Source organism: Alloyangia pacifica, assembly GCF_900116195.1.
Classification (GTDB): domain Bacteria; phylum Pseudomonadota; class Alphaproteobacteria; order Rhodobacterales; family Rhodobacteraceae; genus Salipiger; species Salipiger pacificus.
This window is the reverse complement of sequence record NZ_FOZW01000010.1, coordinates 194,376-216,220: the sequence shown is the minus strand read 5'-3', so window position 1 is coordinate 216,220 and position 21,845 is coordinate 194,376. Positions and strand designations below refer to the sequence as shown.

At 67.8% G+C, this 21,845-nt stretch carries 26 protein-coding genes; 10 read left to right on the top strand and 16 right to left on the bottom strand.

Annotated elements, in window-relative coordinates; genetic code table 11:
* Positions 1 to 70 precede the first annotated feature (70 nt).
* From BM397_RS20430 to argH, 4 genes are all read right to left on the bottom strand, one after another.
* On the bottom strand, positions 71 to 382 hold the full coding sequence (locus tag BM397_RS20430) for a DUF2834 domain-containing protein (protein ID WP_092427566.1): 312 nt from the start codon (positions 380 to 382) through the stop codon (positions 71 to 73).
* The gene (locus BM397_RS20425) at positions 379 to 534 is read right to left on the bottom strand and encodes an argininosuccinate lyase (RefSeq protein ID WP_092427568.1); all 156 of its coding nucleotides are present in this window, start codon (positions 532 to 534) and stop codon (positions 379 to 381) included. The genes BM397_RS20430 and BM397_RS20425 overlap by 4 nt, the downstream gene beginning before the upstream one ends.
* A gap of 77 nt (positions 535 to 611) precedes the next feature.
* Positions 612 to 791: a hypothetical protein gene (locus BM397_RS20420; RefSeq protein ID WP_092427570.1), complete on the bottom strand. Its 180-nt coding sequence runs from the start codon at positions 789 to 791 to the stop codon at positions 612 to 614.
* Positions 788 to 2,179: an argininosuccinate lyase gene (gene argH, locus BM397_RS20415; RefSeq protein WP_092427572.1), complete on the bottom strand. Its 1,392-nt coding sequence runs from the start codon at positions 2,177 to 2,179 to the stop codon at positions 788 to 790. The genes BM397_RS20420 and argH overlap by 4 nt, the downstream gene beginning before the upstream one ends.
* A 22-nt stretch (positions 2,180 to 2,201) precedes the next feature.
* Between argH and BM397_RS20410 the strand changes: the two genes are divergently transcribed.
* Positions 2,202 to 2,762, top strand: coding sequence for a TlpA family protein disulfide reductase (locus BM397_RS20410; RefSeq protein WP_092427574.1), 561 nt, complete (start codon positions 2,202 to 2,204; stop codon positions 2,760 to 2,762).
* A 191-nt stretch (positions 2,763 to 2,953) separates the two neighbouring features.
* Here BM397_RS20410 and BM397_RS20405 read toward each other — a convergent pair whose 3' ends face one another.
* From BM397_RS20405 to pncA, 6 genes are all read right to left on the bottom strand, one after another.
* Positions 2,954 to 3,496, bottom strand: coding sequence for a hypothetical protein (locus BM397_RS20405; protein WP_092427576.1), 543 nt, complete (start codon positions 3,494 to 3,496; stop codon positions 2,954 to 2,956).
* A 217-nt stretch (positions 3,497 to 3,713) separates the two neighbouring features.
* Positions 3,714 to 4,631 carry an extensin-like domain-containing protein gene (locus BM397_RS20400; RefSeq protein WP_092427578.1) on the bottom strand — a complete coding sequence of 306 codons (918 nt, stop codon included), beginning with the start codon at positions 4,629 to 4,631 and terminating at the stop codon, positions 3,714 to 3,716.
* Positions 4,628 to 5,557: a prephenate/arogenate dehydrogenase family protein gene (locus tag BM397_RS20395; protein ID WP_092427580.1), complete on the bottom strand. Its 930-nt coding sequence runs from the start codon at positions 5,555 to 5,557 to the stop codon at positions 4,628 to 4,630. The genes BM397_RS20400 and BM397_RS20395 overlap by 4 nt, the downstream gene beginning before the upstream one ends.
* Positions 5,554 to 6,639, bottom strand: a complete 1,086-nt coding sequence (gene hisC, locus BM397_RS20390) for a histidinol-phosphate transaminase (RefSeq protein WP_092427582.1) — start codon at positions 6,637 to 6,639, stop codon at positions 5,554 to 5,556. Before hisC ends, BM397_RS20395 begins: the two co-directional genes overlap by 4 nt.
* A gap of 111 nt (positions 6,640 to 6,750) precedes the next feature.
* Positions 6,751 to 8,040 (bottom strand): nicotinate phosphoribosyltransferase, encoded by a 1,290-nt coding sequence (pncB, locus tag BM397_RS20385; protein ID WP_092427584.1) that lies wholly within the window; start codon positions 8,038 to 8,040, stop codon positions 6,751 to 6,753.
* Positions 8,041 to 8,158: 118 nt separating this feature from the next.
* Positions 8,159 to 8,761: a bifunctional nicotinamidase/pyrazinamidase gene (pncA, locus tag BM397_RS20380; protein ID WP_092427586.1), complete on the bottom strand. Its 603-nt coding sequence runs from the start codon at positions 8,759 to 8,761 to the stop codon at positions 8,159 to 8,161.
* Between the two features lie 114 nt (positions 8,762 to 8,875).
* On the opposite strand from pncA, the gene trhO reads away from it, so the two are divergent.
* The gene (gene trhO / locus BM397_RS20375) at positions 8,876 to 9,799 is read left to right on the top strand and encodes an oxygen-dependent tRNA uridine(34) hydroxylase TrhO (RefSeq protein ID WP_092427588.1); all 924 of its coding nucleotides are present in this window, start codon (positions 8,876 to 8,878) and stop codon (positions 9,797 to 9,799) included.
* A 259-nt stretch (positions 9,800 to 10,058) separates the two neighbouring features.
* Here the strand turns inward: trhO and fliP are convergent, their stop codons facing one another.
* The 4 genes from fliP to fliF form a co-directional block, all read right to left on the bottom strand.
* Complete coding sequence (fliP, locus tag BM397_RS20370; protein WP_245696154.1) at positions 10,059 to 10,730, bottom strand: flagellar type III secretion system pore protein FliP; 672 nt, start codon at positions 10,728 to 10,730, stop codon at positions 10,059 to 10,061.
* Between the two features lie 110 nt (positions 10,731 to 10,840).
* The gene (locus tag BM397_RS20365) at positions 10,841 to 11,146 is read right to left on the bottom strand and encodes a FliM/FliN family flagellar motor switch protein (protein WP_092427983.1); all 306 of its coding nucleotides are present in this window, start codon (positions 11,144 to 11,146) and stop codon (positions 10,841 to 10,843) included.
* Between the two features lie 5 nt (positions 11,147 to 11,151).
* Positions 11,152 to 11,757 carry a FliH/SctL family protein gene (locus BM397_RS20360; RefSeq protein WP_092427592.1) on the bottom strand — a complete coding sequence of 202 codons (606 nt, stop codon included), beginning with the start codon at positions 11,755 to 11,757 and terminating at the stop codon, positions 11,152 to 11,154.
* Positions 11,754 to 13,358: a flagellar basal-body MS-ring/collar protein FliF gene (gene fliF, locus BM397_RS20355; protein WP_092427594.1), complete on the bottom strand. Its 1,605-nt coding sequence runs from the start codon at positions 13,356 to 13,358 to the stop codon at positions 11,754 to 11,756. Before fliF ends, BM397_RS20360 begins: the two co-directional genes overlap by 4 nt.
* A 208-nt stretch (positions 13,359 to 13,566) precedes the next feature.
* Here fliF and BM397_RS20350 point away from each other — a divergent pair, with 208 nt between their 5' ends.
* From BM397_RS20350 to BM397_RS20340, 3 genes are read left to right on the top strand one after another with little or no spacing between them, the layout of a single operon-like run.
* Positions 13,567 to 14,130, top strand: a complete 564-nt coding sequence (locus BM397_RS20350) for a flagellar basal body-associated FliL family protein (protein WP_092427596.1) — start codon at positions 13,567 to 13,569, stop codon at positions 14,128 to 14,130.
* Between the two features lie 10 nt (positions 14,131 to 14,140).
* On the top strand, positions 14,141 to 14,563 hold the full coding sequence (locus BM397_RS20345) for a hypothetical protein (RefSeq protein WP_092427598.1): 423 nt from the start codon (positions 14,141 to 14,143) through the stop codon (positions 14,561 to 14,563).
* Positions 14,563 to 15,180 carry a MotE family protein gene (locus BM397_RS20340; protein WP_092427600.1) on the top strand — a complete coding sequence of 206 codons (618 nt, stop codon included), beginning with the start codon at positions 14,563 to 14,565 and terminating at the stop codon, positions 15,178 to 15,180. Before BM397_RS20345 ends, BM397_RS20340 begins: the two co-directional genes overlap by 1 nt.
* A gap of 18 nt (positions 15,181 to 15,198) precedes the next feature.
* On the opposite strand, the gene trxC is transcribed toward BM397_RS20340, so the two are convergent.
* Positions 15,199 to 15,633, bottom strand: coding sequence for a thioredoxin TrxC (trxC, locus tag BM397_RS20335; protein ID WP_092427602.1), 435 nt, complete (start codon positions 15,631 to 15,633; stop codon positions 15,199 to 15,201).
* Positions 15,634 to 15,772: 139 nt separating this feature from the next.
* On the opposite strand from trxC, the gene BM397_RS20330 reads away from it, so the two are divergent.
* Both BM397_RS20330 and BM397_RS20325 read left to right on the top strand, forming a co-directional pair.
* Positions 15,773 to 16,333 carry a L,D-transpeptidase gene (locus tag BM397_RS20330; protein ID WP_092427604.1) on the top strand — a complete coding sequence of 187 codons (561 nt, stop codon included), beginning with the start codon at positions 15,773 to 15,775 and terminating at the stop codon, positions 16,331 to 16,333.
* 240 nt (positions 16,334 to 16,573) lie between these two features.
* A complete protein-coding gene (locus BM397_RS20325; protein WP_092427606.1) occupies positions 16,574 to 16,777 on the top strand; it encodes a hypothetical protein in 204 nt (67 codons plus the stop codon).
* Positions 16,778 to 16,953: 176 nt separating this feature from the next.
* Here BM397_RS20325 and BM397_RS20320 read toward each other — a convergent pair whose 3' ends face one another.
* Positions 16,954 to 17,625, bottom strand: a complete 672-nt coding sequence (locus BM397_RS20320; protein ID WP_092427608.1) for an arylesterase — start codon at positions 17,623 to 17,625, stop codon at positions 16,954 to 16,956.
* Positions 17,626 to 17,645: 20 nt separating this feature from the next.
* Between BM397_RS20320 and BM397_RS20315 the strand changes: the two genes are divergently transcribed.
* The 3 genes from BM397_RS20315 to BM397_RS20305 all read left to right on the top strand — a co-directional run bounded on the left by BM397_RS20315 (position 17,646) and on the right by BM397_RS20305 (position 21,819).
* A complete protein-coding gene (locus BM397_RS20315) occupies positions 17,646 to 18,344 on the top strand; it encodes an ABC transporter ATP-binding protein (protein ID WP_092427610.1) in 699 nt (232 codons plus the stop codon).
* Complete coding sequence (locus tag BM397_RS20310) at positions 18,341 to 20,866, top strand: ABC transporter permease (protein ID WP_092427612.1); 2,526 nt, start codon at positions 18,341 to 18,343, stop codon at positions 20,864 to 20,866. Before BM397_RS20315 ends, BM397_RS20310 begins: the two co-directional genes overlap by 4 nt.
* Before the next feature lie 71 nt (positions 20,867 to 20,937).
* The gene (locus BM397_RS20305) at positions 20,938 to 21,819 is read left to right on the top strand and encodes an inositol monophosphatase family protein (RefSeq protein ID WP_092427614.1); all 882 of its coding nucleotides are present in this window, start codon (positions 20,938 to 20,940) and stop codon (positions 21,817 to 21,819) included.
* The last annotated feature ends 26 nt before the right edge of the window (positions 21,820 to 21,845 follow it).

The window sequence follows — 21,845 nt, the reverse complement described above, 5'->3', positions numbered from 1 at the left end:
GGATAACCCGTGGGAAGGGAACAGGGCGTTGCATCGCCCGGAGGCAGCGCCGGGCCCTTGCGCCGGTGCCTCAGATCGGGCGCGACCGGAACCACAGGTAGAGCGGCAGGCCGCAGCTTACGCCGACGAGGAACGTGGCGGGGATCGCCAGCAGTGCCACCCAGTTGCGGCGCACCGCCACCTCGGCAACAATCCAGAGCGTCAGGGTGACGGCGGTGATGACGAGATCCCAGCTGAGGCCGGTGACTGCCCCATTGGCCTGCCAAGCGGCGACAAGGCCCCTCAGCGACCAGCCGTTCTGCGACAGCCAGCCGAGCATGTGGGTCATGGGATGGACCGTGCCCCAGAGCGCAAGCGCCAGCCACAGGTGGCGCAGGCTCATGAAGAGGCGACGCCCATCTCCACGGAGCCATGGATGCTGATGCCCGGTTCGGGAGTCGTATCCTTTGGCTCCGGCCGCGTGGGCGGACCGTCGGCGCCGCAGGCGGCAAGCATTGCGACGAGGCCAAGGGCCAATGCGCTGCGGATGATCATGGGTGTTCCTCGCGGTCTTTCTTTGCCCGGATGTGCCGGGCGGCGGGAGTTTCGCTCAGGAAAGGTCTGTCGGCAAGTCAGGTGCCGACGCCGACCCGAACCGGCCCGCGTCCGGCGGAGACGCCCACGTGGGGGTGCACGCCGCCGGGGCCGATCGAAACGCCGGTGTTGACCCTTGGTCCGCGCGTGTTGGGATCCTCGCAGGCGGCGAGCAACATGGTCACGGCGATCAGGGTCAGTCCGGCGAGTCGTTTCATCCGAGGATTTCCTTCCATCGGGCCACCTGCTCGCGCACGCGGGCGGGGGCGGTTCCACCATAGCTCGTTCGGCTTGCCACCGAATTATGCACGCCGAGCACGTCGAAGATACCCTCGGAGATTGTGCCGTTGACCGATTGCATCTCCTCAAGCGAAAGATCGCTCAGGTCGCAGCCCTTTTTTTCGGCCATGGCGACCAGCGCGCCGGTGACGTGGTGGGCATCGCGGAACGGCAGGCCGGTCTCGCGCACCAGCCAGTCGGCAAGGTCGGTGGCAGTGGAGAAGCCCGAGGCGGCGGCGGCCTCGAGGTTGGCGACATTGGCGGTCATGTCCTTGACCATGCCTTCCATCGCGGCCAGCGCCAGCATCAGGTTGTCGGCGGCGTCGAAGACCTGTTCCTTGTCTTCCTGCATGTCCTTGGAATAGGCCAGCGGCAGACCCTTCATCACCATCAGCAGCGCGACATTGGCGCCGAAGATGCGGCCGATCTTGGCGCGGATCAGCTCGGCGGCGTCGGGGTTTTTCTTCTGCGGCATGATCGACGAACCGGTGGAGAAACGGTCCGACAGGGTCACGAAGCGGAACTGCGCCGAGGACCAGATCACCAGCTCTTCGGCGAAGCGCGACAGGTGCATGGCGCAGATCGAGGCGGCGGCGAGGAACTCCAGCGCGAAGTCGCGGTCGGAGACGGCGTCGAGCGAGTTGGCCATGGGCCGGTCGAAACCAAGCGCCTCGGCGGTCATCTGGCGGTCGATCGGGAAGCCGGTGCCGGCCAGCGCGGCAGCGCCGAGCGGCGATTCGTTCATCCGCTTGCGTGCGTCGCGCATCCGCGACAGGTCGCGGGAGAACATCTCGACATAGGCCATCATGTGGTGGCCCCAGGTCACCGGCTGTGCGGTCTGCAGGTGGGTGAAGCCCGGCATCACCCAGTCGGCGCCCGCCTCGGCCTGGCCCAGAAGCGCCTTCATCAGCGCGAGGATGCCGCCCTCGGCGGCGTCGCACTGGTCGCGCACCCAGAGGCGGAAGTCGGTCGCCACCTGATCGTTGCGCGAGCGCGCGGTGTGCAGGCGGCCCGCCGGTTCGCCGATGGTTTCCTTGAGGCGCGCCTCGACGTTCATGTGGATGTCTTCGAGCGCGGTCGAGAACGCGAAGTCACCGGCTTCGATCTCTGACAAGACCGTGAGCAGACCTTCCCGGATGGCTTCGGCATCGCTACTGTCCACGATGCCTGTGGCGGCGAGCATGGCCGCATGGGCCCTCGAGCCGGCAATATCCTGCGCCGCCAGCCGCTTGTCGAAGCCGATCGAGGCGTTGATCGCCTCCATGATGGCATCGGGTCCAGCGGCGAAACGGCCGCCCCACATCTGGTTCGAGGTCTTGTCCGACATGTGCTGCCTTTCCGGAGGGAAGATGAAAAAACTGGCCTTGGCGATCCTCTATACCGCCGGTGTTGCGCTTGCAAATCCGGCGCTGGCCGATGTCGAGGCGGCGAGTGCCCTTCGGGAAGGGGAAATGAAGAAGCTGGTCTTCCACGCGGCGCCGAAGCCCGTGGGCACCTCGGGCTTCATCGACTTCGAGGGCAACCCCAAGGCACTGACGGACCTGCAGGGCAAATGGGCGCTGGTGAACTTCTGGGCCACCTGGTGCGCCCCCTGCCGCGAGGAGATGCCGGCGCTCTCGGCGCTGCAATCCGAGCTCGGGGGTGAGAGCTTCGAGGTGGTGACCATCGCCACGGGCCGCAACCCACCGCCCGCCATGACCAGCTTCTTCGAGGAGATCGGCGTCGACAACCTGCCGCTCTACCGCGACCCGAAATCGGCGCTGGCGCGCGAGATGGCGGTGCTGGGTCTGCCGGTCACGGTGCTGATCAACCCCGAAGGGCAGGAGGTGGCGCGGATCACCGGTGACGTGGACTGGGCGTCCGAGAATGCCAGGGCGGTGCTGTCGGCGGCGATCGGTGGCGAAGGCTGAAGAGACAGGTCTGGCAAAAAACAGGTCTGAAAAAAACAGGGCGGGAAAACCCCGCCCTGTGTCACTCGTTACCAATGCTCACGACTGCCACCCGTGGTACTCGCTACCACCTGATGTCGCGCAGAAAATCCTTTCTGTTTAATCATCGGCGACCCTGAATGGGCTAAAATTCGTAGAAACTGGTTAATCCATTATTGAAGCGCGAGAGAAAGCCGGTGCACCCGTGAGCGGTCGCCGTTGCGCAGGTCGCGCCGCCAGCTCTCATTTGGGGCACCGATCTCGTCGAGTGTCGTGCCGCCGGTGGCGATGGGCCCCTCGCGGCCCCATTCCGTCCAGCTCAGGCCAAGCTCGGTCTGGAGGGTCTCGCGGACCCGCGGCTCGCGGCGGCCATCGGCATGGACGATCTCGTAGGTGCATTCGCCCAGCGTGCGGGCGCAGCTGTAGGGCTCGAAACGGGTGACAGCGCCCTGCGCCGTGACGCTCAGCAGTACCTCGCCGCGGGCATCGGTGTAGTAGCGTCCGGCGTAGAGCGCGTCATCGGTGGCGCCATCGTAGAGATCGAAGCGGTAGATCCCCTGGACCTCGCCGCGCGCCAGATGGCTGACAACGTTGCCGTCTTCGTCCTGCATGACGAGCAGGGAGCCCGGTGCGAAACGCGCCGCCTCCATCGAGATATCGGCGTGAAGCGGCGGCGACAGCAAGGCCGCCAGAGTGGCAGTGATCAACAGGCGCATGGCAGTGCGCTCCTCCTAGTGGCCCCCCGGCCATGGATCGAGGGTGAGGAGTAAACTTGATTTAATCAAATATTTGCCCAAGAACCGCCGGAATTCGCGCTGTCTGCAGCGACAGTCCCGCGATGCTGCGTCGAACCGTCCTGATATTGGCGACAAATGAAAGAGAATCGGATCTGGAGTCCGCAGCTGGCTGCCCTGAAAAAGCCAGGTTCCGCGCTCAGCGGCAGTAGCTTCCAGCCCGATAGCGAGCGGTGTCGAAATGGAAGTGGTCCTGATGGAAGCGGTCGGACTCGGGTCCGAGCACGGTGCCGAAGGGGCCGCATGCATCCCGGTGCAGCCTGCGCAGGATGCGCCCATCGGAGCCCTTGTCCCAATCATCCAGCACCGAGATCTCGCTGCCGTCGTTCAGGCGGATGGCGGCGATGTCGATGGCGCGACCCTTGGCGTGCTCGCTGATCTTGGCGCCGGGCTGGTTGTTGCGCGAGCGGCAGGCGTAGCTGGCTGCGACACGCAGGCCCGCCACGCCGCCCCCGGTGGAGCCGACCGCGGGTTTCACCGAAGTCTCGACCCAGGCTTTGAGCGCCCGGGCGGTGGTGCAGTCGATCGTCGCGCGGGTGCTGAGCTTCAGGCCGGAGACCGAACGCAGCTTGATCGCATCGTCGATGCCACAGCCGGAGATGCGCCCGGCGACCGGGCCGACGACGCTGCCTTGCAGGTCGGGATCGCCGCATACCGCGCCGCGCGCCCGTTCGCGGCGGAGCGCCAGGGCCTTTTCCACGATGGCGCGGCTGCGCGGGCTGGGGCGCAGCGACATCGGGATGGCCAGCGGCGAGCGCGCGGCAAAGGCGAGCCGCAGGGCGATGTCGCGGGCGGCCTGTTCGGGCACGAAGTCGGGCACGCCTGCGGGGGGATCGGTCGCCTCGGGATCGCCGAGCGCGGCATTAAGCGTTTCGGGCCGCGCCTTGGGGCGATCCAGCGCGCCGGTTTCGGTGGCAATGACGGGAGTGGGTTCCGGCGCTTCGACAAGGGCACGCGCGACCGGGCGCAGCGAGGCGTCAGGGGCGGTTTCGGGCGCGGCAGCGAGCGGCGATGCCAAGAGCATCAGTGCCGCCAGTGCCGTCGCCCGAGAGATCATTTTTCCACCTTCACCCGTCCGAAATCCGGGGCATCCGTGTCCTGACCGGCCTGCAGGATGCCGCGGCGAATTTCCCGCGTCCGGGTGAAGTAGTCAAAGAGCAACTGCCCGTCGCCCGTGCGGATGGCGCGTTGCAGCGCAAACAGCTCCTCGGTGAAGCGCCCGAGGATCTCCAGCGTCGCCTGCTTGTTGTTCATGAAGACGTCGCGCCACATGGTCGGGTCGGAGGCCGCGATGCGGGTGAAATCGCGGAAACCGGCGGCGGAGAACTTGATCACCTCCTGGTCCGACACCCGGCGCAGATCGTCGGCGACCCCCACCATCGTGTAGGCGATGAGGTGCGGCACGTGGCTCACCACCGCGCAGACGAGGTCGTGGTGCTCGACCTCCATCTGTTCGGTCCTTGCGCCGAGTGCCTGCCAGAAGGCTTCGAGCTTGGCCGTGGCCTCCTCGGGAGCGCCGTCGGGTACGATAAGGCACCAGCGGTTGTCGTAGAGCGAGGCAAACCCGGCGTCGGGACCGGAATGCTCGGTGCCCGCCATCGGGTGGGTCGGCACGAAGTTCACGCCCTCGGGAAGGTGCGGGCGCACCGCATCGATGACCTCCTGCTTCACCGAGCCGACGTCGCTGACGGTGCAGCCGGGCTTGAGGTGCGGCGCAATGGCCTCGGCGATCGGCCCCATGGCGCCGACCGGCACCGCGAGGATCACGAGGTCCGCGTCCTTCACCGCTTCCTCGGCGCTATCCACGATCTCGTGGCAGAGGCCGAGGCGCTTCGCGGTCTCGCGCGTCTCGGCCGAGCGCGCGTAGCCGGTGACATGGCTCTCCATGCCAGCGCGCTTCATCGCCCAGAAGATCGACGAGGCGATGAGGCCGAGGCCGATCAGCGCAACGCGGCCGTAGTTCTGGGGCTGCGTCTCGCTCATCGCGCGCCGGCCTTGAACTGCCCCACCAGATGCGCCACCCGGCGGCAGGACGCCTCGTCCCCCACGGTGATGCGCAGCGCGTTCGGCAGGCCGTAGCCGGTGGTGCGGCGCACCAGCACGCCCTGCGACTGCAGGTAGGTGTCGCAGGCCTCGGCCTCGGCCTGCGAGCCGAAGCGGGCGAGGATGAAGTTCGCGGTCGAGGCATCCGAGGACACGCCGTGCTCGGCCAGCGCCTCGCCCAGCCAGGCACGCATGCGGGCGTTCTCGGTGCGGCACTTCTCGACGTAGACGGTGTCGCGGATCGAGGCCTCGGCGGCGGCCAGCGTCAGGGCGGCGACGTTGAACGGGCCGCGGATGCGGTTCAGCACGTCGATGATCTCCTGCGGGCCGTAGCCCCAGCCGATACGCATGCCACCCAGCCCGTAGAGCTTCGAGAAGGTGCGGGTCATGAAGACGTTGGGCCGCTCGGTGGCGAGCTTGGCGCCGCCGTCGTAGCCCTCGACGTATTCCGCGTAGGCGCTGTCGATCACCAGCATCGCGGTCTCGGGGATGCCGTTCGCCAGCCGCTCCAGTTCCGCCAGCCCGATCATCGTGCCGGTGGGATTGGCGGGGTTGGCGACAAACACCAGCCGGGTGCGCTCGGTGCAGGCAGCGAGGATGTTGTCGACGCTGACCACGCGGTCCTGCTCGGCCACCTCGACAGGGGTCGCGCCGGCGGCCATGGCCGAGATCTTGTGCATGGCAAAGCCGTGCTCGGTGTGAATCACCTCGGTGCCCGGCCCGGCATAGGCCTGGCAGAGGAAGGCGATGATCTCGTCCGAGCCCGCGCCGCAGATGATGCGCTGCGGATCAAGTTCCCAGGTCTCGCCGATGGCCTCGCGCAGCGCGCCGTGATCCGAGGAAGGATAGCGGTGCATTTCATGCACCACGCGCCGCACCGCCTCCTGCGCCGCCGGGGAGGGGCCGAAGGGGTTCTCGTTGGAACTGAGCTTGATGACGTTCGAGACACCCGCCACATGCGACGCGCCGCCCACGTAGAGCTCGATGTCCATGATGCCGGGTTGCGGTTCGATGCCAGCCATATGCGGTCTTTCCTCAGACTAAGAGTGCCGCGCCTGCATAGCGCGACGCCGCGGCACATGCCAGTCTCGGAAAGGGCGGAGGGCCCCAGACGACGACCCCAGACGACCGCCTCAGACGACGACCTCGTGGCGCTCCTGCTCGCCGACCTCGAAGACGCGCTTGTAGCGGGCGATCTCCTCGGCGGGGCCCATCGCCTTGTTGGGGTTGTCCGAGAGCTTCACCGTGGGACGCCCGTTGGCGCTGATCGCCTTGCAGACGAGGCTGAACGGGGCCAGCCGGTCGTCGGGCGTGAGGCCGCGGAAATCGTTGGTCAGCAGCGTGCCCCAGCCGAAGGACACCCGCACCCGGCCCGCGAACTTGTGGTAAAGCTCGAGGATCTTCTCCTCGTCGAGGCCGTCCGAGAAGATCACCAGCTTCTCGCGCGGGTCCTCGCCGCGTTCCTGCCACCAGCGGATGGCGATCTCGGCGCCGGTCTCGGGATCGCCGCTGTCGATGCGGATGCCGGTCCAGCCCGCCAGCCAGTCGGGGGCGTTCCTGAGGAATCCTTCGGTGCCGTAGGTGTCGGGCAGGATCATCCGCAGGTTGCCCTCGTGCTCGCGGTGCCAGTCGGCCAGAACGTCGTAGGGCGCGCGGGCGAGCGCCTCGTCATCCTCGGCCAGCGCGGCGTAGACCATGGGCAGCTCGTGGGCGTTGGTGCCGATGGCCTCGAGATCGCGGTTCTTTGCGATCAGGCAGTTGGAGGTGCCGGTAAAGCCGTCGCCCAGCCCCTCGACCATCGCCTGCACGCACCAGTCCTGCCAGAGGAAGCTGTGGCGGCGCCGTGTGCCGAAATCGGCGATCTTCAGTCCGGGCTGGCCGCGCAGGCGCTCGATCTTCTCCCAGAGCTTGGTGGCGGCGCGGGCGTAGAGCACCTGCAGTTCGAACTTGCCCATGTGGTTGAGCACGGCGCGGCCCCGCAGCTCCATCAGCACTGCGAGCGCCGGAATCTCCCACAGCATGACCTCGGGCCAGCTGCCTTCGAAGGTCAGCTCGTACTGGTCGCCGACGCGTTCGAGGAAATAGGGCGGCAGGCGCAGGTTCTCGAACCACTCCATGAAGTCGGGGCGGAACATCTGGCGCTTGCCGTAGAAGGTGTTGCCGCGCAGCCAGGTGCTCTCACCGCGGGTCAGGCTGAGCGAGCGGATGTGGTCGAGCTGTTCGCGCAGCTCGCCTTCGTCGATCAGCTTGGCCAGAGGCACGTTGCTGGAACGGTTGATCAGGCTGAAGGTGACCTGCGTGTCGCGCCGGTTGTGATAGACCGACTGGCACATCAACAGCTTGTAGAAATCGGTATCGATCAGCGACCGGACGATCGGGTCGATCTTCCAGCGGTGGTTCCAGACTCGGGTCGCGATTTCCACGGCGCACACTCCTCACGGGCAGTCGGGGCCCCTGTTACGCGAATGTGACAGGAAGGGCCAAGCGCTTTCTGCCCTACGGGCAACGGCTTGCGGGCGCGGATGGTTCCGGAGGTCGCCCTCAGGCGGGGCGCACGAGCTTCACACCGGCGCCCTGCATGCCCGCGCGCGCCGCAGAGAGCGAGCCGTCGAGGTCGATGGCGCGGCAGAGATCCTCGCGCACGGTCACGCTGAAATCGAGCTTCGCTGCGTCCAGCGCCGAGTAGTTGACGCAGAAATCCGTGGCGAGGCCGACCAGCGTCAGCCGCTCGATGCCGCGAGTGCGCAGGTAGCCCTCGAGCCCGGTGGGCGTGCGGCGGTCGTTCTCGAAGAAGGCCGAGTAGCTGTCGATCGAGGGGGTGTAGCCCTTGCGGAGGATCAGGTCGGCGCGCTCGGTGTCCAAATCGGGGTGAAAGGCCGCGCCCGCGCTGCCGATCACGCAATGGTCGGGCCAGAGCACCTGCGGACCATAGGGCATCTCGACCATGTCATAGGGTGCCTTGCCGTCATGGGAGCTTGCGAACGAGGAATGTCCCGCCGGATGCCAGTCCTGCGTCAGCACCACCGCATCGACCTCCGCCATCAGCGCATTGATCGGGGCGACGATCTCGTCGCCGCCGGGCACGGCAAGCGCGCCGCCGGGGCAGAAATCGTTCTGGACGTCGATGACGATGAGCGCGTGCATGTCTTTGGGCCTCCGGGGTTTTCCCAAAGGCTTACGCGCCGCGCCGCGCGCGCGTCAATGCTGCGGCAATCCGGTCGCTTGCCCGACTCGACCCTTGGGCGTAAATGCGCCCGCATGTTCACAGTCTGCGCACTCTATCACTTCACCCGTTTCGACGATCCCGCGGCCCTGCGCGGTCCGCTTCTGGACCTGTGCCTCGGCAATGCCGTCACCGGCACGCTGCTGCTCGCCGGCGAGGGGATCAACGGCACCATCGCTGGCCCGCGCGCCGGGATCGACGCGGTGCTCGCACATATCCGGGCGCTGCCCGGTTGCGCCGATCTGGAGTGGAAGTTTTCCGAGGCCGCCGAACGCCCCTTCGCCCGCATGAAGGTGCGGCTGAAGAAGGAGATCGTCACCATGGGCCAGCCCGGTGTCGATCCGCGCGCCAGCGTCGGCCACTACGTCGCGCCTGCCGACTGGAACGAGCTGATCCGCTCGCCCGACGTGGCGGTGATCGACACGCGCAACGACTACGAGATCGCCATCGGCACCTTCGAGGGCGCGGTCGATCCGCAGACGGCCTCGTTCCGCGAATTCCCCGAATGGTGGGAGCAGAACAAGGAGCGCTTCCACAACAAGCGCATCGCCATGTTCTGCACCGGCGGTATCCGATGCGAGAAGTCCACCAACTACCTGCTGAGCCAGGGGGTCGAGGACGTCTACCACCTCAAGGGCGGCATCCTGAAGTACCTCGAGGAGGTGCCCGAGGAGGACAGCAGCTGGCAGGGCAGCTGCTTTGTCTTCGACGGGCGCGTCTCGGTCGAGCACGGGCTGCGCGAGGGGCCGCACGAGCTCTGCCACGCCTGCCGCCGCCCGATCCTGCCCGAGGACCGCGCGCGCCCCGACTACGAAGAGGGCGTCTCCTGCCATCATTGCGTCGCCGAGACCTCCGAGGAGGACAAGGCGCGCTTCCGCGAGCGGCAGAAGCAGATCGCGCTCGCCAAGGCGCGGGGCGAGCGCCACCTGCACGCGGACACGCCGGGCGAGGGGCTGTAGGGTCCCTCCCGTCCTCTGCCGTGGGTCACTTTCCCCGGATGCTCTTTGGGTACAATCAGCCCCGCGGCCAGCGCTACAGGGGTTTGGCTGATCCGGCCCTGGAGCGGGCCCGGTGGTCGGGTCGGGGTCTGCTCGCGCGCATCGGTGGTGCCAACTCATAGCGCCACGCGCCTCGGGCGGGCCGCCGGAATTGGTCCCGCGGCAGCCCTTTGTCGCGCAGCGGCCTGTGCGTCGTCCTGTCCGGACGATCGCCGCGCCCTTAGAAATAGCTCCGTACCAGCGCACCCGAGAGCAGCGACCAGCCGTCGGCGATAACGAAGAAGGCCAGCTTGAACGGCAGCGAGACGATGGCGGGCGGCACCATCATCATGCCCATCGACATCAGCACCGCGGCGACCACCAGGTCGATGATCAGGAACGGCAGGAAGATCAGGAAGCCGACCTGAAAGGCGCGGGCGATCTCCGACAGCATGAAGCTCGGCACCAGCAGCGACAGCGGCGCCTCGGGGGCAAGCGCGAGGCCTTCGGTGCCCGGCCTCAGCTCGGCCATGGTCTCGAAGGTTGCGGGATCGCAGCGCGCGGCCATGAAACTCCGGAACGGCTGCAGGGTGCGTTCCGTCGCCTCGACCAGCTCGATGCGCTCGTCGAGCAGCGGTTCGATGCCCCGCTGCCAGGCTTCGGTGAAGGTCGGCTCCATCACGAAGAAGGTCAGGAACAGCGCTAGGCTGACGATCAGCATGTTGGGCGGCGACTGCTGCAGCCCCAGCGCCTGCCGCAGGATCGCCAGCACGGTGACGATGAAGGGAAAGCAGGTCACCATGATCGCGATGCCGGGTGCCAGGCTGAGCAGGGTGATCAGGGCGATCAGCTGCAGGCTGACGGCGGTGACCGAGCCGCCCTGGCCAAGGTCGACCGAGATCTGCTGCGCCATCGCGGGGCCGGGCAGCAAGACGAGCAGCAGGACGAGCAATACAGGAGCCGCCGGAACGGGCAGCCGCTGGAAGGGCGCGCCGGCCCGTGCGGGGGTACGCCGGCGCATCCTCAGCCCGGGCTCTGGATGTCCATCACTTCCAGCAGCCGCACGGCCAGCTGCGCGTTCTCGCCCTCCCCGGTGACTTCCAGCGCGCCGGTGCCGATCAGCTTGTCGCCGACGTAGAGCTCGACCGGATCCTCCAGCCGCCGGTCCAGCGTCAGCACCGAGCCTTCGCCGAGCTTTAGAAGGTCGCGCACGAGCGGGCGGGCGCGGCCGACCGAGACGGTGATCTCGATCGGAACAGTGGTGAAGGGCGCCGCGCCGCGCGGGCGGGGGGCGTCCTGCGCTGCGCTCTCGTCCGCGATGTCATCCATGAAAGTCATCCATGCGCCGCGTTCCTCCGATTGTCATGGGCGAAGCCTTCGACCGCGCGGGTCACCTCGTCGAGAAGGCCGCTCAGGTCGATCTGTTTCTCGGTCTCGCCGAAGCGCAGGTCGGCCTGTCCCTCGGCGAGCGTCGGGTCTTCCTCCAGGCGGAGGGGGAAGCCGAAATCCTGCTCGAGCAGGGGTGTGACCTGCGCCGCACTTTCCGGCGCGACCGCGATCAGGACCTCGCGCCGGGCGATTTCCTGCGCCATGCCGGCCAGTTGCTCGTGCAGGTGCAGGCCGAGGGTCTCGTGCAGCAGCGTCGGCAACAGCGCTTGCAAGATGCCCTCCAACAGCGGGGAAACACCGTCCAGGACCTGCCTGTAGGCCTCGTTGTAGGTGAAGGACAGGTCCTGGAGGTTCTGCGCGAAGTCGCTGGCGATACGGTGCGTTTCCTCGGCCTGCGCCTTGATTGCGTCATCCCAGCCGGCGCGGTAGCCGGTGTCAAAGGATTCGAGCTTCCCGGCCTCCACCTCGGCTTCGCCAAACTCCGGTGCGGGAGCCGCAGTTCCGGAGGGGCGCGCTGCAAAATCCTCAAGGAAATCATGCAGATCGCTCACTTGGCCTCCTCCTTCTCATCGAGCCAGCTGCGCAGGATTTCCACCGTCTCGGTCTTGCGCTCTTCGATGAGCGCCCGCAGTCGGTCCACCGGGTCCTCTTCGGCGGGCGTGTCGAAGTCGACCATGCCGAGCCCGCCGAAATCCGGCCCGCTTCCGAGCGATGGCAGGGCGGCGAAGCTGTCGTCCTCCTCGATTTCGCCGCTCAGCGCGGTGCCCCCGGCGTCCATGCCCGGCAGCGACAGCGGGGCCGGGCCCGCAGCCTTTCCGGCGAGGATCGGGCGGACGACGAAGAGGCCGAGGATCAGCGCCACCGCTGAAAGTACGCCAAGCTGGATCAGCGTCATCGGATCGAGCGGCATCGCGAACCAGCCGAGTTCGATCGGTCCGGTGCCCAGTCCCTCGGGGCGCTCGAATGGCAGCGAGCGCAGGGTGATCTGGTCGCCGCGTGCCTCGTCGAAACCGACCGCCGAGGCAACGAGCTCGCGCAGGTCGGCAAGTTCGGCGTCGGGCAGCGGGATGAAGGTCTGGGTGCCGTCGGCGGCGGTCTCGAAGCTGCCATTCACCAGCACCGCCACGGTCAGCCGGCGTACGGCACCGGGCACGCGGGTGACCTCCCGCGTTGTCTCCGAGACCTCGTAGTTCACCCGCTCGCGCGAATCGCTGCTCTGGCTCGAGGAGCTCTGATCGCCGCCCGCCGCCTGGCCGTCCGGCAAGTTCGAGGCGACGGTCACGTCGGGGCTGCCGCTGTTCTGGTTGCTGCTGGTTTCTTCCTCGGTGTCCGTGGAGATGGCGACGCGCCCTTCCGGGTCGAAGCGGCGCTCGCGGATCGATTCGCTTTCGGTCACCGTGTCGACGCTGACCTCGACCACGGCGTTTCCGGCGCCGACGCGGGCCTCCATCAGCCGCTGGACCCGGTCGCGCAACGCCAGCGCCCGGTCCTCGGCGCTGGGGCCGCTGCCGGCGTCTTCCTCGCTGCCGATCAGGCCGGCGACACTGTCGATCACCGCAACCTCTTCTGGCACCAGCCCGGGCACGGCGGACGCCACGAGGAACCTCAACGCACGCGCCTGCACCGGCGTGATCGCTGCACCGCTGGACGTGACCGAGACCGAGGCGGAGGGCGTGACATCGCGCTGGAACGGGTTCGCGCTGGAATTCGCGATATGGACCCGGGCCGAGGAGACCTGCGGACTGGCGACGATGGTGCGCGCCAATTCGCCTTCCTTGGCGCGCCAGTAGGCGGCGTCGAACATCTGCGACGTGGTGCCGAACCCCGACAGTGTATCGAGAAGCTCGTAGCCCTGCGTGCTGTTCGCCGGCAGCCCCTCGCTGGCAAGGGTCATGCGCAGCGCGTCGCGCTGGCTGTCCGGCACGAAGATCGCGCCGCCGCGCACCTCGAAGGGGATGCCACGCGATTCGAGCGCCTCGACCACCTCGCCCGCGGCGCCATTCTCGAGCCCGGCATAGAGCAGTGACATCGGCGGCGAGCCGGCCACGCGGGCCAGCCCGAGGACGGCGAGGATCATCGCCAGCGTGGCCCCGATCACCACCGCCCGGCGTCGCGGGGTGAGTGCATTCCAGACTGTCGCGAGCTGCTGCAAGAAAACCTCCGTTTCGTCGCCGGGTTCGCCACCAGACTTGTCGCAAGGCGTGCACCCGCGAAAGGTTGCCGGACCGGCAGGGGGGGCGGATGCGGCCGCCGGAGCGGTGCTGACAGTGGCGCCGACGGGGGCATGTTTGGCGGATCCGACTTAACAATCAGTTAGCCTCTCAGCGCGTATAAGCAGCGTGCCAGAAGAGAGGTGCCCCATGACCGACGCCACCGCCGACGCGGCCGGCGAAGACGACGCGCCGCGCAAGAAAAGATCGAAGCTTCCGCTGCTGATTGGCCTGCTGCTCGCGCTTGCCGGCGGCGCCGGTGGGTTCTTCGTGGCCTTTTCCGGACTGCTGCCTTTCGGCGGCAGCTCTGCCACCGCGGACGCGCACGGCAATGTGTCTGGTGACGGTCATGCGGACACGGGGCACGGGGATACGGGGCACGGGCAGGCTGATGGCCATGGCGGGACATCGCAGGCAACGGCCTTCATCGAGCTGCCGCAGCTCATCGCCTCGCTCGGCCCGGTCACGGCGCTGCACCACCTGCGGTTCACCGCGCAGCTGGAGGTCGCACCGGAGCATCGCGCCGTCGTCGAGGACCTGATGCCGCGCATCCTCGATGTGCTGAACACCTACCTGCGGGCACTGGAGGCGCGCGATGTCGAGGCGCAGGGCGCGCTCATCCGGCTGCGCGCGCAGATGCTGCGCCGCATCCAGATGGTCGCCGGAGAAGACCGGATCCGGGATCTCCTTGTGACCGAATTCGTTTTGAATTGAGGGAGTATTGATGGACATCATCGCCGATATCCTGCTGGTCGCCGGGGCGCTCGGCGCCGGGCTCTACTGCCTGGTGCTGTCGCGGCGCCTGACCCGTTTCACGGACCTCGAAAAGGGCGTCGGCGGCGCGGTCGCGGTGCTTTCTGCGCAGGTCGACGACCTGACCCGCTCGCTGGATGCGGCGCAGCAGGCGGCAGGCAAGTCCGGCGAGACGCTGGCGGACCTCACCGGCCGCGGCGAACAGGTCGCGCAGCGCCTGGAACTCCTGATTGCCTCGATGCACGACCTGCCGGCGGTGGAAGGCGCGGGGACCGGTGCAGGAGCTCCGACAGGGAAGGCCGCGCAAGGTAGGGCTGACCTTGCAGGCTCCCCGGCCGCCGAGGATGGCGCCGAGCCGGTCTTTCTGCGCCATTCGCGCAGCGGCGCGGCGTGATGCCGGGACGGGGGAACCCTGGCCGGGGCAGGGGGGTACTGGCGATCATCAGCGCCCTGTTGCTGGCCTCGGCGCTGGTCCGTCTCGGCTCCGGCGCTGCGCAGGCGCTGGACAACCTGCCGGCCAGCGCGGAGGACAACATCCAGCAGGCGTCCATGTCAGACCATCCCGGCACAGAGGGCGCGGCGCCAGGCACCTGCGTCGGAGAAGAGGACCTTGCCCCCGCGCTGGAGGCGCTGCGGGCGCGGGAGGCGCAGGTCACGCAGCGCGAGACCGAGCTCCGAAACCGCCAACAGGCTCTGCAGGTGGCCGAGACGGCGATCGATCAGAAGCTCGCCGCGATGGAGCAAACCGAGCAGCGGCTGCGGGCCACGCTCGCCATGGCGGAAACCGCCGCCGAGGAAGATGTCGCCCAACTCACCCAGGTCTATGCCAACATGAAACCGCGCGAGGCGGCGGCGGTGTTTTCCCAGATGGAGCCGGATTTCGCCGCAGGCTTCCTTGGCCGTATGCGCCCGGATGCCGCCGCCGCCATCCTCTCGGGCATGGACCCGAAACTGGCCTATACGATCAGCGTCATGCTTGCCGGACGCAATGCCAACGCGCCGAAGAACTAGGCTTCGGCGCGCGCCACATCACTTGGCCGCAGGCGCGCGCAGAGCGAAAGCCTCGATCTGTGCGGCGGGCAGTGCACCGGATTGACGGGCCGCCTCGCGCCCCTTGCCGAAGGCGATGAGCGTCGGGATGCCGCGGATGCCGAACTGCGCCGCCGCCTTCTGATGCTGCTCTGTGTTCAGCTTGACCAGCCGCGCCTTTCCCTTCAACGCGCCGGCCGCCTTGGAATACTCCGGGGCCATCATCCGGCAGGGGCCGCACCACGGCGCCCAGAAGTCCACGACCAGCGGCGCCTCGTCGGTGCGAATCGCCTTGGCCAGAGTTTCGGCGTCGATCTCATGCGCCTTGCCATCCATCAGCGGCGCCCCGCAGGTGCCGCATTTCGGCGCTGCGGAAAGTCTCTCTTGCGGCACGCGGTTGGTCTGGCCACAATCGAGGCAGACAAGCTTGACCATTTCTGAATCTCCATACATTCATTTCATCTGATATGTGTTCCGCGCGCAATTGTGACAATCCCCTTGGCCCAGCCCCATTGATTTTATACGCCCCGGCCACAGAATTCGTATGCCCTGAGACCAAACCAGAGAGTAGCCCATGATCACCCGTCGCAACTTCGTAGCCACGGCCAGCGCCGGGGCACTTCTGGCCGCCACCGCGCCGGCCACAGCCTATGCGCTCGATCCGAAATTTGCACCGCAGCCCGTGCGCATGCGCAGCGACATGCAGCCGGGCCAGATCCTCATCATGCCGCGTGCACATTTCCTCTATTTCATTACCGGCCCCGGCGAGGCGCTGCGCTACGGCGTGGGTGTCGGCAAGGCCGGGTTGGAGTTCACCGGCGAGGCGGTGATCCAGGTGAAGAAGGAATGGCCCACCTGGCGCCCGACCAACGAGATGATCGAGCGCGAGCCGCAGACCTACGCGAAGTTCCGGGACAATGACTATGTGGAGCCCGGCGGCCCCGGCAACCCGCTGGGCGCGCGCGCGCTCTACCTGTTCCAGAACGGCCGCGACACCTTCTTCCGCATCCATGGCACCACCCAGCCAGGAACCATCGGGCGCTCGGTGTCGAACGGCTGCATCCGGATGATCAACGAACACGTCATCGACCTCTATCAGCGGGTCCCGCTGGGCACCAAGGTGACGGTGATCTGATCCAGTGCCCTGGCGCGTGCTACCGGCCTCTTTCACGGGTGCGCTTCATCGGCGAAAAGACTGGCGGCGGCTTCGAAAGGGGCCGCCGTTTGCCGTGGCGGAAACAGGAAAACACCGGCAAATTGCCCTATTTTGTGACGGCGCCTGCCACATTCGAGCCCAGATTCGCGCCCAGAAAAGGGGCTAGAAAAGGGAGGCTCCGACCCTCGGACGCCTGAAAAAAATGCGAAGGGTACGATTATGGCGATTGTGGCGCTCATGGCCGGCAGCATCTTCGGTGCGTTCTGCGGTCTCTTCTCCTGGCTTGTCCTCGACACTTCCGCGCTGAACGCGTTTGGCCTTTATTTCACGGTAAGTCTCGTGTCCGGCCTGCTTCCGATCCTCTTCGCGGCCCTGCGTGGAAGCGACGCTGGCGACGCCTCGGCAGTGGTCGTCCGTTCCTGATTTCGACACGGGCAAGGCAGCCGCGACGCCGGAAGGCGCCGCATCTCGGCGGTTGGCATGCGGCGAAAATCTGATCGTTCGCGCGGTTTTGCCGCCCTTCGGACCGACCCCGGTCTTCGTCGATTCGCCAATATCTTGCCCAAGTTTCTCTGCGAATGTGCTGGCTGCGGAGCAGGCTAGTTGCTCTCGGCCTTCGCGATGAGCGCCTCGACGCTCGGTCCCACTGTGGCGACGATCCGTTTCACACCCTCGGCGTTGGGGTGAATGCCGTCCGCCTGCATGAATTTCCCGAGACTCGCCGGATCGTCCTCTTCGTCCCGCAGGCCGGCAAAGAAGTCCGCGAACAGAAGCGTGCCATACTCATCGGCGAGCTCCGGGTAGATCGCATCGAACTGCGTCTTGTAGTCGGGGCCGAAATTGCCCGGCGCGCTCATGCCGACCAGCAGAACGGGCAAATCGCGGGCCTGCGCCTCTCTCAGGATGCCGTCGAGATTGCCGCGCGACGTGGCCGGGTCGATGCCGCGCATCATGTCATTGCCCCCCAGCGTCACGATCATCGCGTCGATCTCGGGCGTCAGAGACCAGGCGACGCGCGACAGGCCGCCCGCCGTGGTGTCGCCCGACACGCCTCCATTCACGATGGTCACATCATGGCCGTGCTCCTGCAGCCAGCCCTGCAGCTGCGGCACCAGCCCGTCCGGGGCGGGCAGGCCGTAGCCCTGAGTCAGGCTATCGCCAAGCGCGAGGATGTCGAGCGCCGATGCGGGCAGCGGCGCAGCCAGAAACGCGAGGCAGGCCGCGGCCTTGCTGAGTGGGCCAAAGTCCCCATATGTCAGTGAACGTGCCATTTTCCAGAAAGGCCCTTTCGATGCCCGATCCCGTGATTGCCCTAGATGATGTCACCCTCAGCCTCAGGGGCAATGCCGGACCGGTCGAAATCCTTCACGGAATCTCGATGGAGGTCGCGCGGGGCGAGACGCTGGGGCTGATCGGCCCGTCCGGGTCGGGAAAAAGCTCGCTGTTGATGGTCATGGGCGGGCTGGAAGGCGCCAGCACGGGCCGGGTTTCGGTGCTGGGACAGGATTTCACCGGCATGGATGAGGACCGCATGGCGCGCTTCCGCCGCGACCACATGGGCGTGGTGTTCCAGTCGTTCAACCTGATTCCCACGATGACCGCACTGGAGAATGTCGCCACGCCGCTGGAACTGGCCGGGCACAAGGACGCCTTCGCCCGCGCCGAGGCGGAACTGGAGCGGGTAAACCTCGGGCACCGCGCCGGGCACTACCCGTCGCAGATGTCGGGCGGCGAGCAGCAACGCGTGGCGCTGGCCCGCGCCTCGGCACCAAGACCGCAGATCCTGCTGGCCGACGAGCCGACGGGCAATCTCGACGGCAGCACCGGGCAGGCGATCATGGACCTGCTCTTTGGCCTGCGCGATGAGCATGGCGCGACGCTGGTTCTGGTCACCCATTCCAACCGGCTGGCCGAGCGCTGCGACCGCGTTGTGCGGTTGACCGACGGGCGCGTCGATCCCGCCGGGCTGCGGGCGAGGGCGGCTGAATGAGCTTTGCCACCGCTGCCCGTTTCGCCCGCCGCGAGCTGCGCGGCGGCGTGCACGGCTTCCGCATCTTCATCGCCTGTCTGGCGCTCGGGGTCGCCGCCATTGCCGGGGTCGGCTCGGTGCGCACCGCTATCGAGGCCGGGCTGACCGACCAGGGCGCCGTCTTGCTCGGAGGCGATGCGCAGGCGGAGTTCACTTACCGCTTCGCCACCGAAGAGGAGCTTGCCTGGCTCGAGGGCATCTCGACAGAGGTCTCGGCGGTCACCGATTTCCGCTCCATGGCGACGGTCAGCCGCGACGGCGAGACCGAGCGGGGCCTGACGCAGGTGAAGTCGGTGGACGATGCCTACCCGCTGCTGGGCGAGATGGTGCTGGATCCGCCGATGCCGCTCTCGCAGGCGCTGGACGGGGGCGAACTTCCGGGGGCCGTCATGGCCCCCGTGCTCGCCGACCGTCTGGGGCTCGCGCCGGGCGACAAATTCAGGCTGGGGACGCAGGAGTTCACCCTGTCGGCGGTGATCCTGCGCGAGCCCGATGACGCGGGTGACGGTTTCGGCCTTGGTCCGCGCACGCTGGTGCGCACCGCCGATCTGGAGGGCAGCGGCCTGCTCGCCCCCGGCTCGCTCTACGAGAGCGAGTACCGCCTGCTGCTGCCGCCCGGCAGCGATCTCGATGCGCTGAAAACCGAGGCGGCGGAGCGCTACCGCGAGGGCGGCATCCGCTGGCGCGACTCGCGCAACGGCGCGCCGGGCATCGCCCGCTTCGTCGAGCGGCTGGGGCGGTTCCTCGTGCTCGTCGGCTTGTCGGGGCTGGCGGTGGGTGGCATCGGCGTCTCGGCCGCCGTGCGCGCCTACCTCGCGCGCAAGACCTCGGTCATCGCCACGCTGCGCACGCTTGGGGCGTCGCGCAACACGATCTTCCTCACATATTTCCTGCAGATCGGCGCGCTGTCGCTGGTCGGCATCGCGCTCGGACTGGTGCTTGGCGCGGGCATTCCGCTGCTCTTCGGCCCGCTGATCGCCAGCGCCTTGCCGGTGCCGATCAACATCACGCTCTACCCGGCCCCTCTGGCCGAGGCAGCGCTCTACGGTGTGCTGACTGCGTTGCTCTTCACCCTCTGGCCGCTCGCCCGCACCGAGGAGGTGCGCGCCGCCACGCTGTTCCGCGACGCGCTCGACAGCGCGCGCGGCCTGCCGGCCAAACGCTACGTCTTCGCCACGCTGGCGCTGCTGCTGATGCTGGTGGGGGCGGCGACGCTGTTCTCGGGGGACCGCAAGATCACCCTCTGGACCGCGGCGGGGCTCATTGGCGCGCTGATCATCCTGACCTTCGCCGCCACCGGCATCCGCTGGCTGGCACAGCGCGCCGCGCCGCTCTCGCGCGGGCGCCCGGCGCTGCGGTGGGCGCTCTCGGCCATTGGCGGCCCGCGGGAGACCGCGGCCTCGGTGGTGCTGTCGCTGGGACTGGGGCTGACGGTGCTGGCCGCCATCGGCCAGATCGACGGCAACCTGCGCGCCTCGATCTCGCGTGACCTGCCCGAAGTGGCGCCTTCGTATTTCTTCGTCGACATCCAGCCGGATCAGATCGACGGCTTCAGGGCGCGGCTCGCGGGCGATCCCGCCGTCAGCCGCGTCGACACCGCCCCGATGCTGCGCGGCGTGCTCACCCTGATCAACGGGCGCGACGCGCGTGAGGTGGCGGGCGGGCACTGGGTCGTGCGCGGCGATCGCGGCATCACCTATGCGGCGCAGCCGGACGAGCGGACCAAGGTGACCGCCGGCGAATGGTGGCCCGAGGACTATTCCGGCCCGCCGCAGGTCAGCTTTGCCGCCGAGGAGGCCGAGGAAATTGGCCTGAAGCTCGGCGACGAGATCACCCTCAATATCCTCGGCCGCGACATTGCCGCGACGATCACCAGCTTCCGCGAGGTGGATTTCTCCACCGCCGGGATCGGCTTCGTCATGTCGCTGAACCCCACGGCTCTTGCCGGGGCGCCGCACACCTGGATCTCCACGGTCTATGCCGAGCCGCAGGCCGAGGCGGCAATCCTGCGCGACCTCGCGAACGCCTATCCCAACATCACGGCGATCCGCGTGCGCGACGCCATCGACCGGGTCTCGGAACTGCTCGAAGGCGTGGCGGGCGCGATCCGCTGGGGCGCAGCGGCGACGCTGCTCACCGGCTTCCTGGTGCTTATCGGCGCGGCCTCGGCCGGCGAGGCGGCGCGCAGCTACGAGGCGGCGGTGCTGAAGACCCTCGGTGCCTCGCGCGCGCGCATCCTGCAGAGCTTCGCCCTGCGCTCGGCGCTGCTGGGCGCGGCGGCGGGCGTGGTGGCGCTGGTTGCGGGGATTCTCGCGGGCTGGGCGGTGAGCCACTTCCTCATGGAGACCGAGTTCGACGTGATGTGGGGCTCCGCCCTCGGGATCATCTTCGGCGGGGCGCTGGCGACATTGCTGGCCGGGCTCGGCTTTGCCTGGCGGCCGCTGTCGGCAAGACCCGCCCGGGTTTTGCGCGCGCGCGAATAGTCGTCTTGATCCTTGCGTCAGGGGCTGGCAGGTCTGACCTGACCCCTGGCTGCAAAGGACGGACCTCCCCCATGACCGATTCCCTGCCGATGCCGATCTCGGCCCCGATCACCCCGGCGCAGCGGACCAGCATTCTCAACCTGCTGCGCCGCGCCGCCCGGGCCGAGATCCTGCCCCGCTTCCGTGCGCTCGACCCTTCGGAGATCTCGGAAAAGACCGGGCGGCAGGACCTGGTGACCGCCGCCGACAAGGGCGCAGAGGCGATGATCGCCCGCGGGCTGCAGCGCATGTATCCGCATGCGCTGATCGTCGGCGAGGAGGCGGTGGCCGAGCATCCGGAGATACGGGACAAGATCGGCGATGCGGAGCTGGCCTTCACCATCGACCCGGTGGACGGCACCTGGAACTACGCGCATGGGCTCGCCACCTTTGGCATCATCCTCTCGGCGACGCGCTTCGGCGTGCCGGTCTTCGGGATGATCTACGATCCGATCATGGACGACGTGGTGATCGCCGAGACCGGCGGCCCCGCCGAGATGTTCCTGCCCAAGCGCCGGCTCACCCGCCGCCTCGGCGTCTCGCCGGGCGGACAGCTCTCGGAGCTGCAGGGCTTCATTCCCTTCTACCTGCTGCCCGAGGAGAAACGCTCCGAGGTCGGCGCGGCGCTGCCGCTCTTCGAGCGCAGCCACACGCTGCGCTGCTCGGCACATGAATTTCGCCTCTTCGCGCAGGGCTCGGTGGATTTCCATTTCTCCGCCCGGCTGACGCCCTGGGACCACGCCGCAGGCGCGCTGATCGCCAAGTGTGCCGGCGGCCACGTGGCGATGCTCGACGGGTCGGAGTATAACGCCAAGCTGCGCGATGGCGTGCTGCTCTGTGCCTCGAACAAGGAAACCTGGGAGCGCATCCGAGACGCCTTTGCCTTCCTTCTGGAGCCGCCCGCCGAGGGCTGACGTGGGCGTCAGAAGCGGAAAGGGCG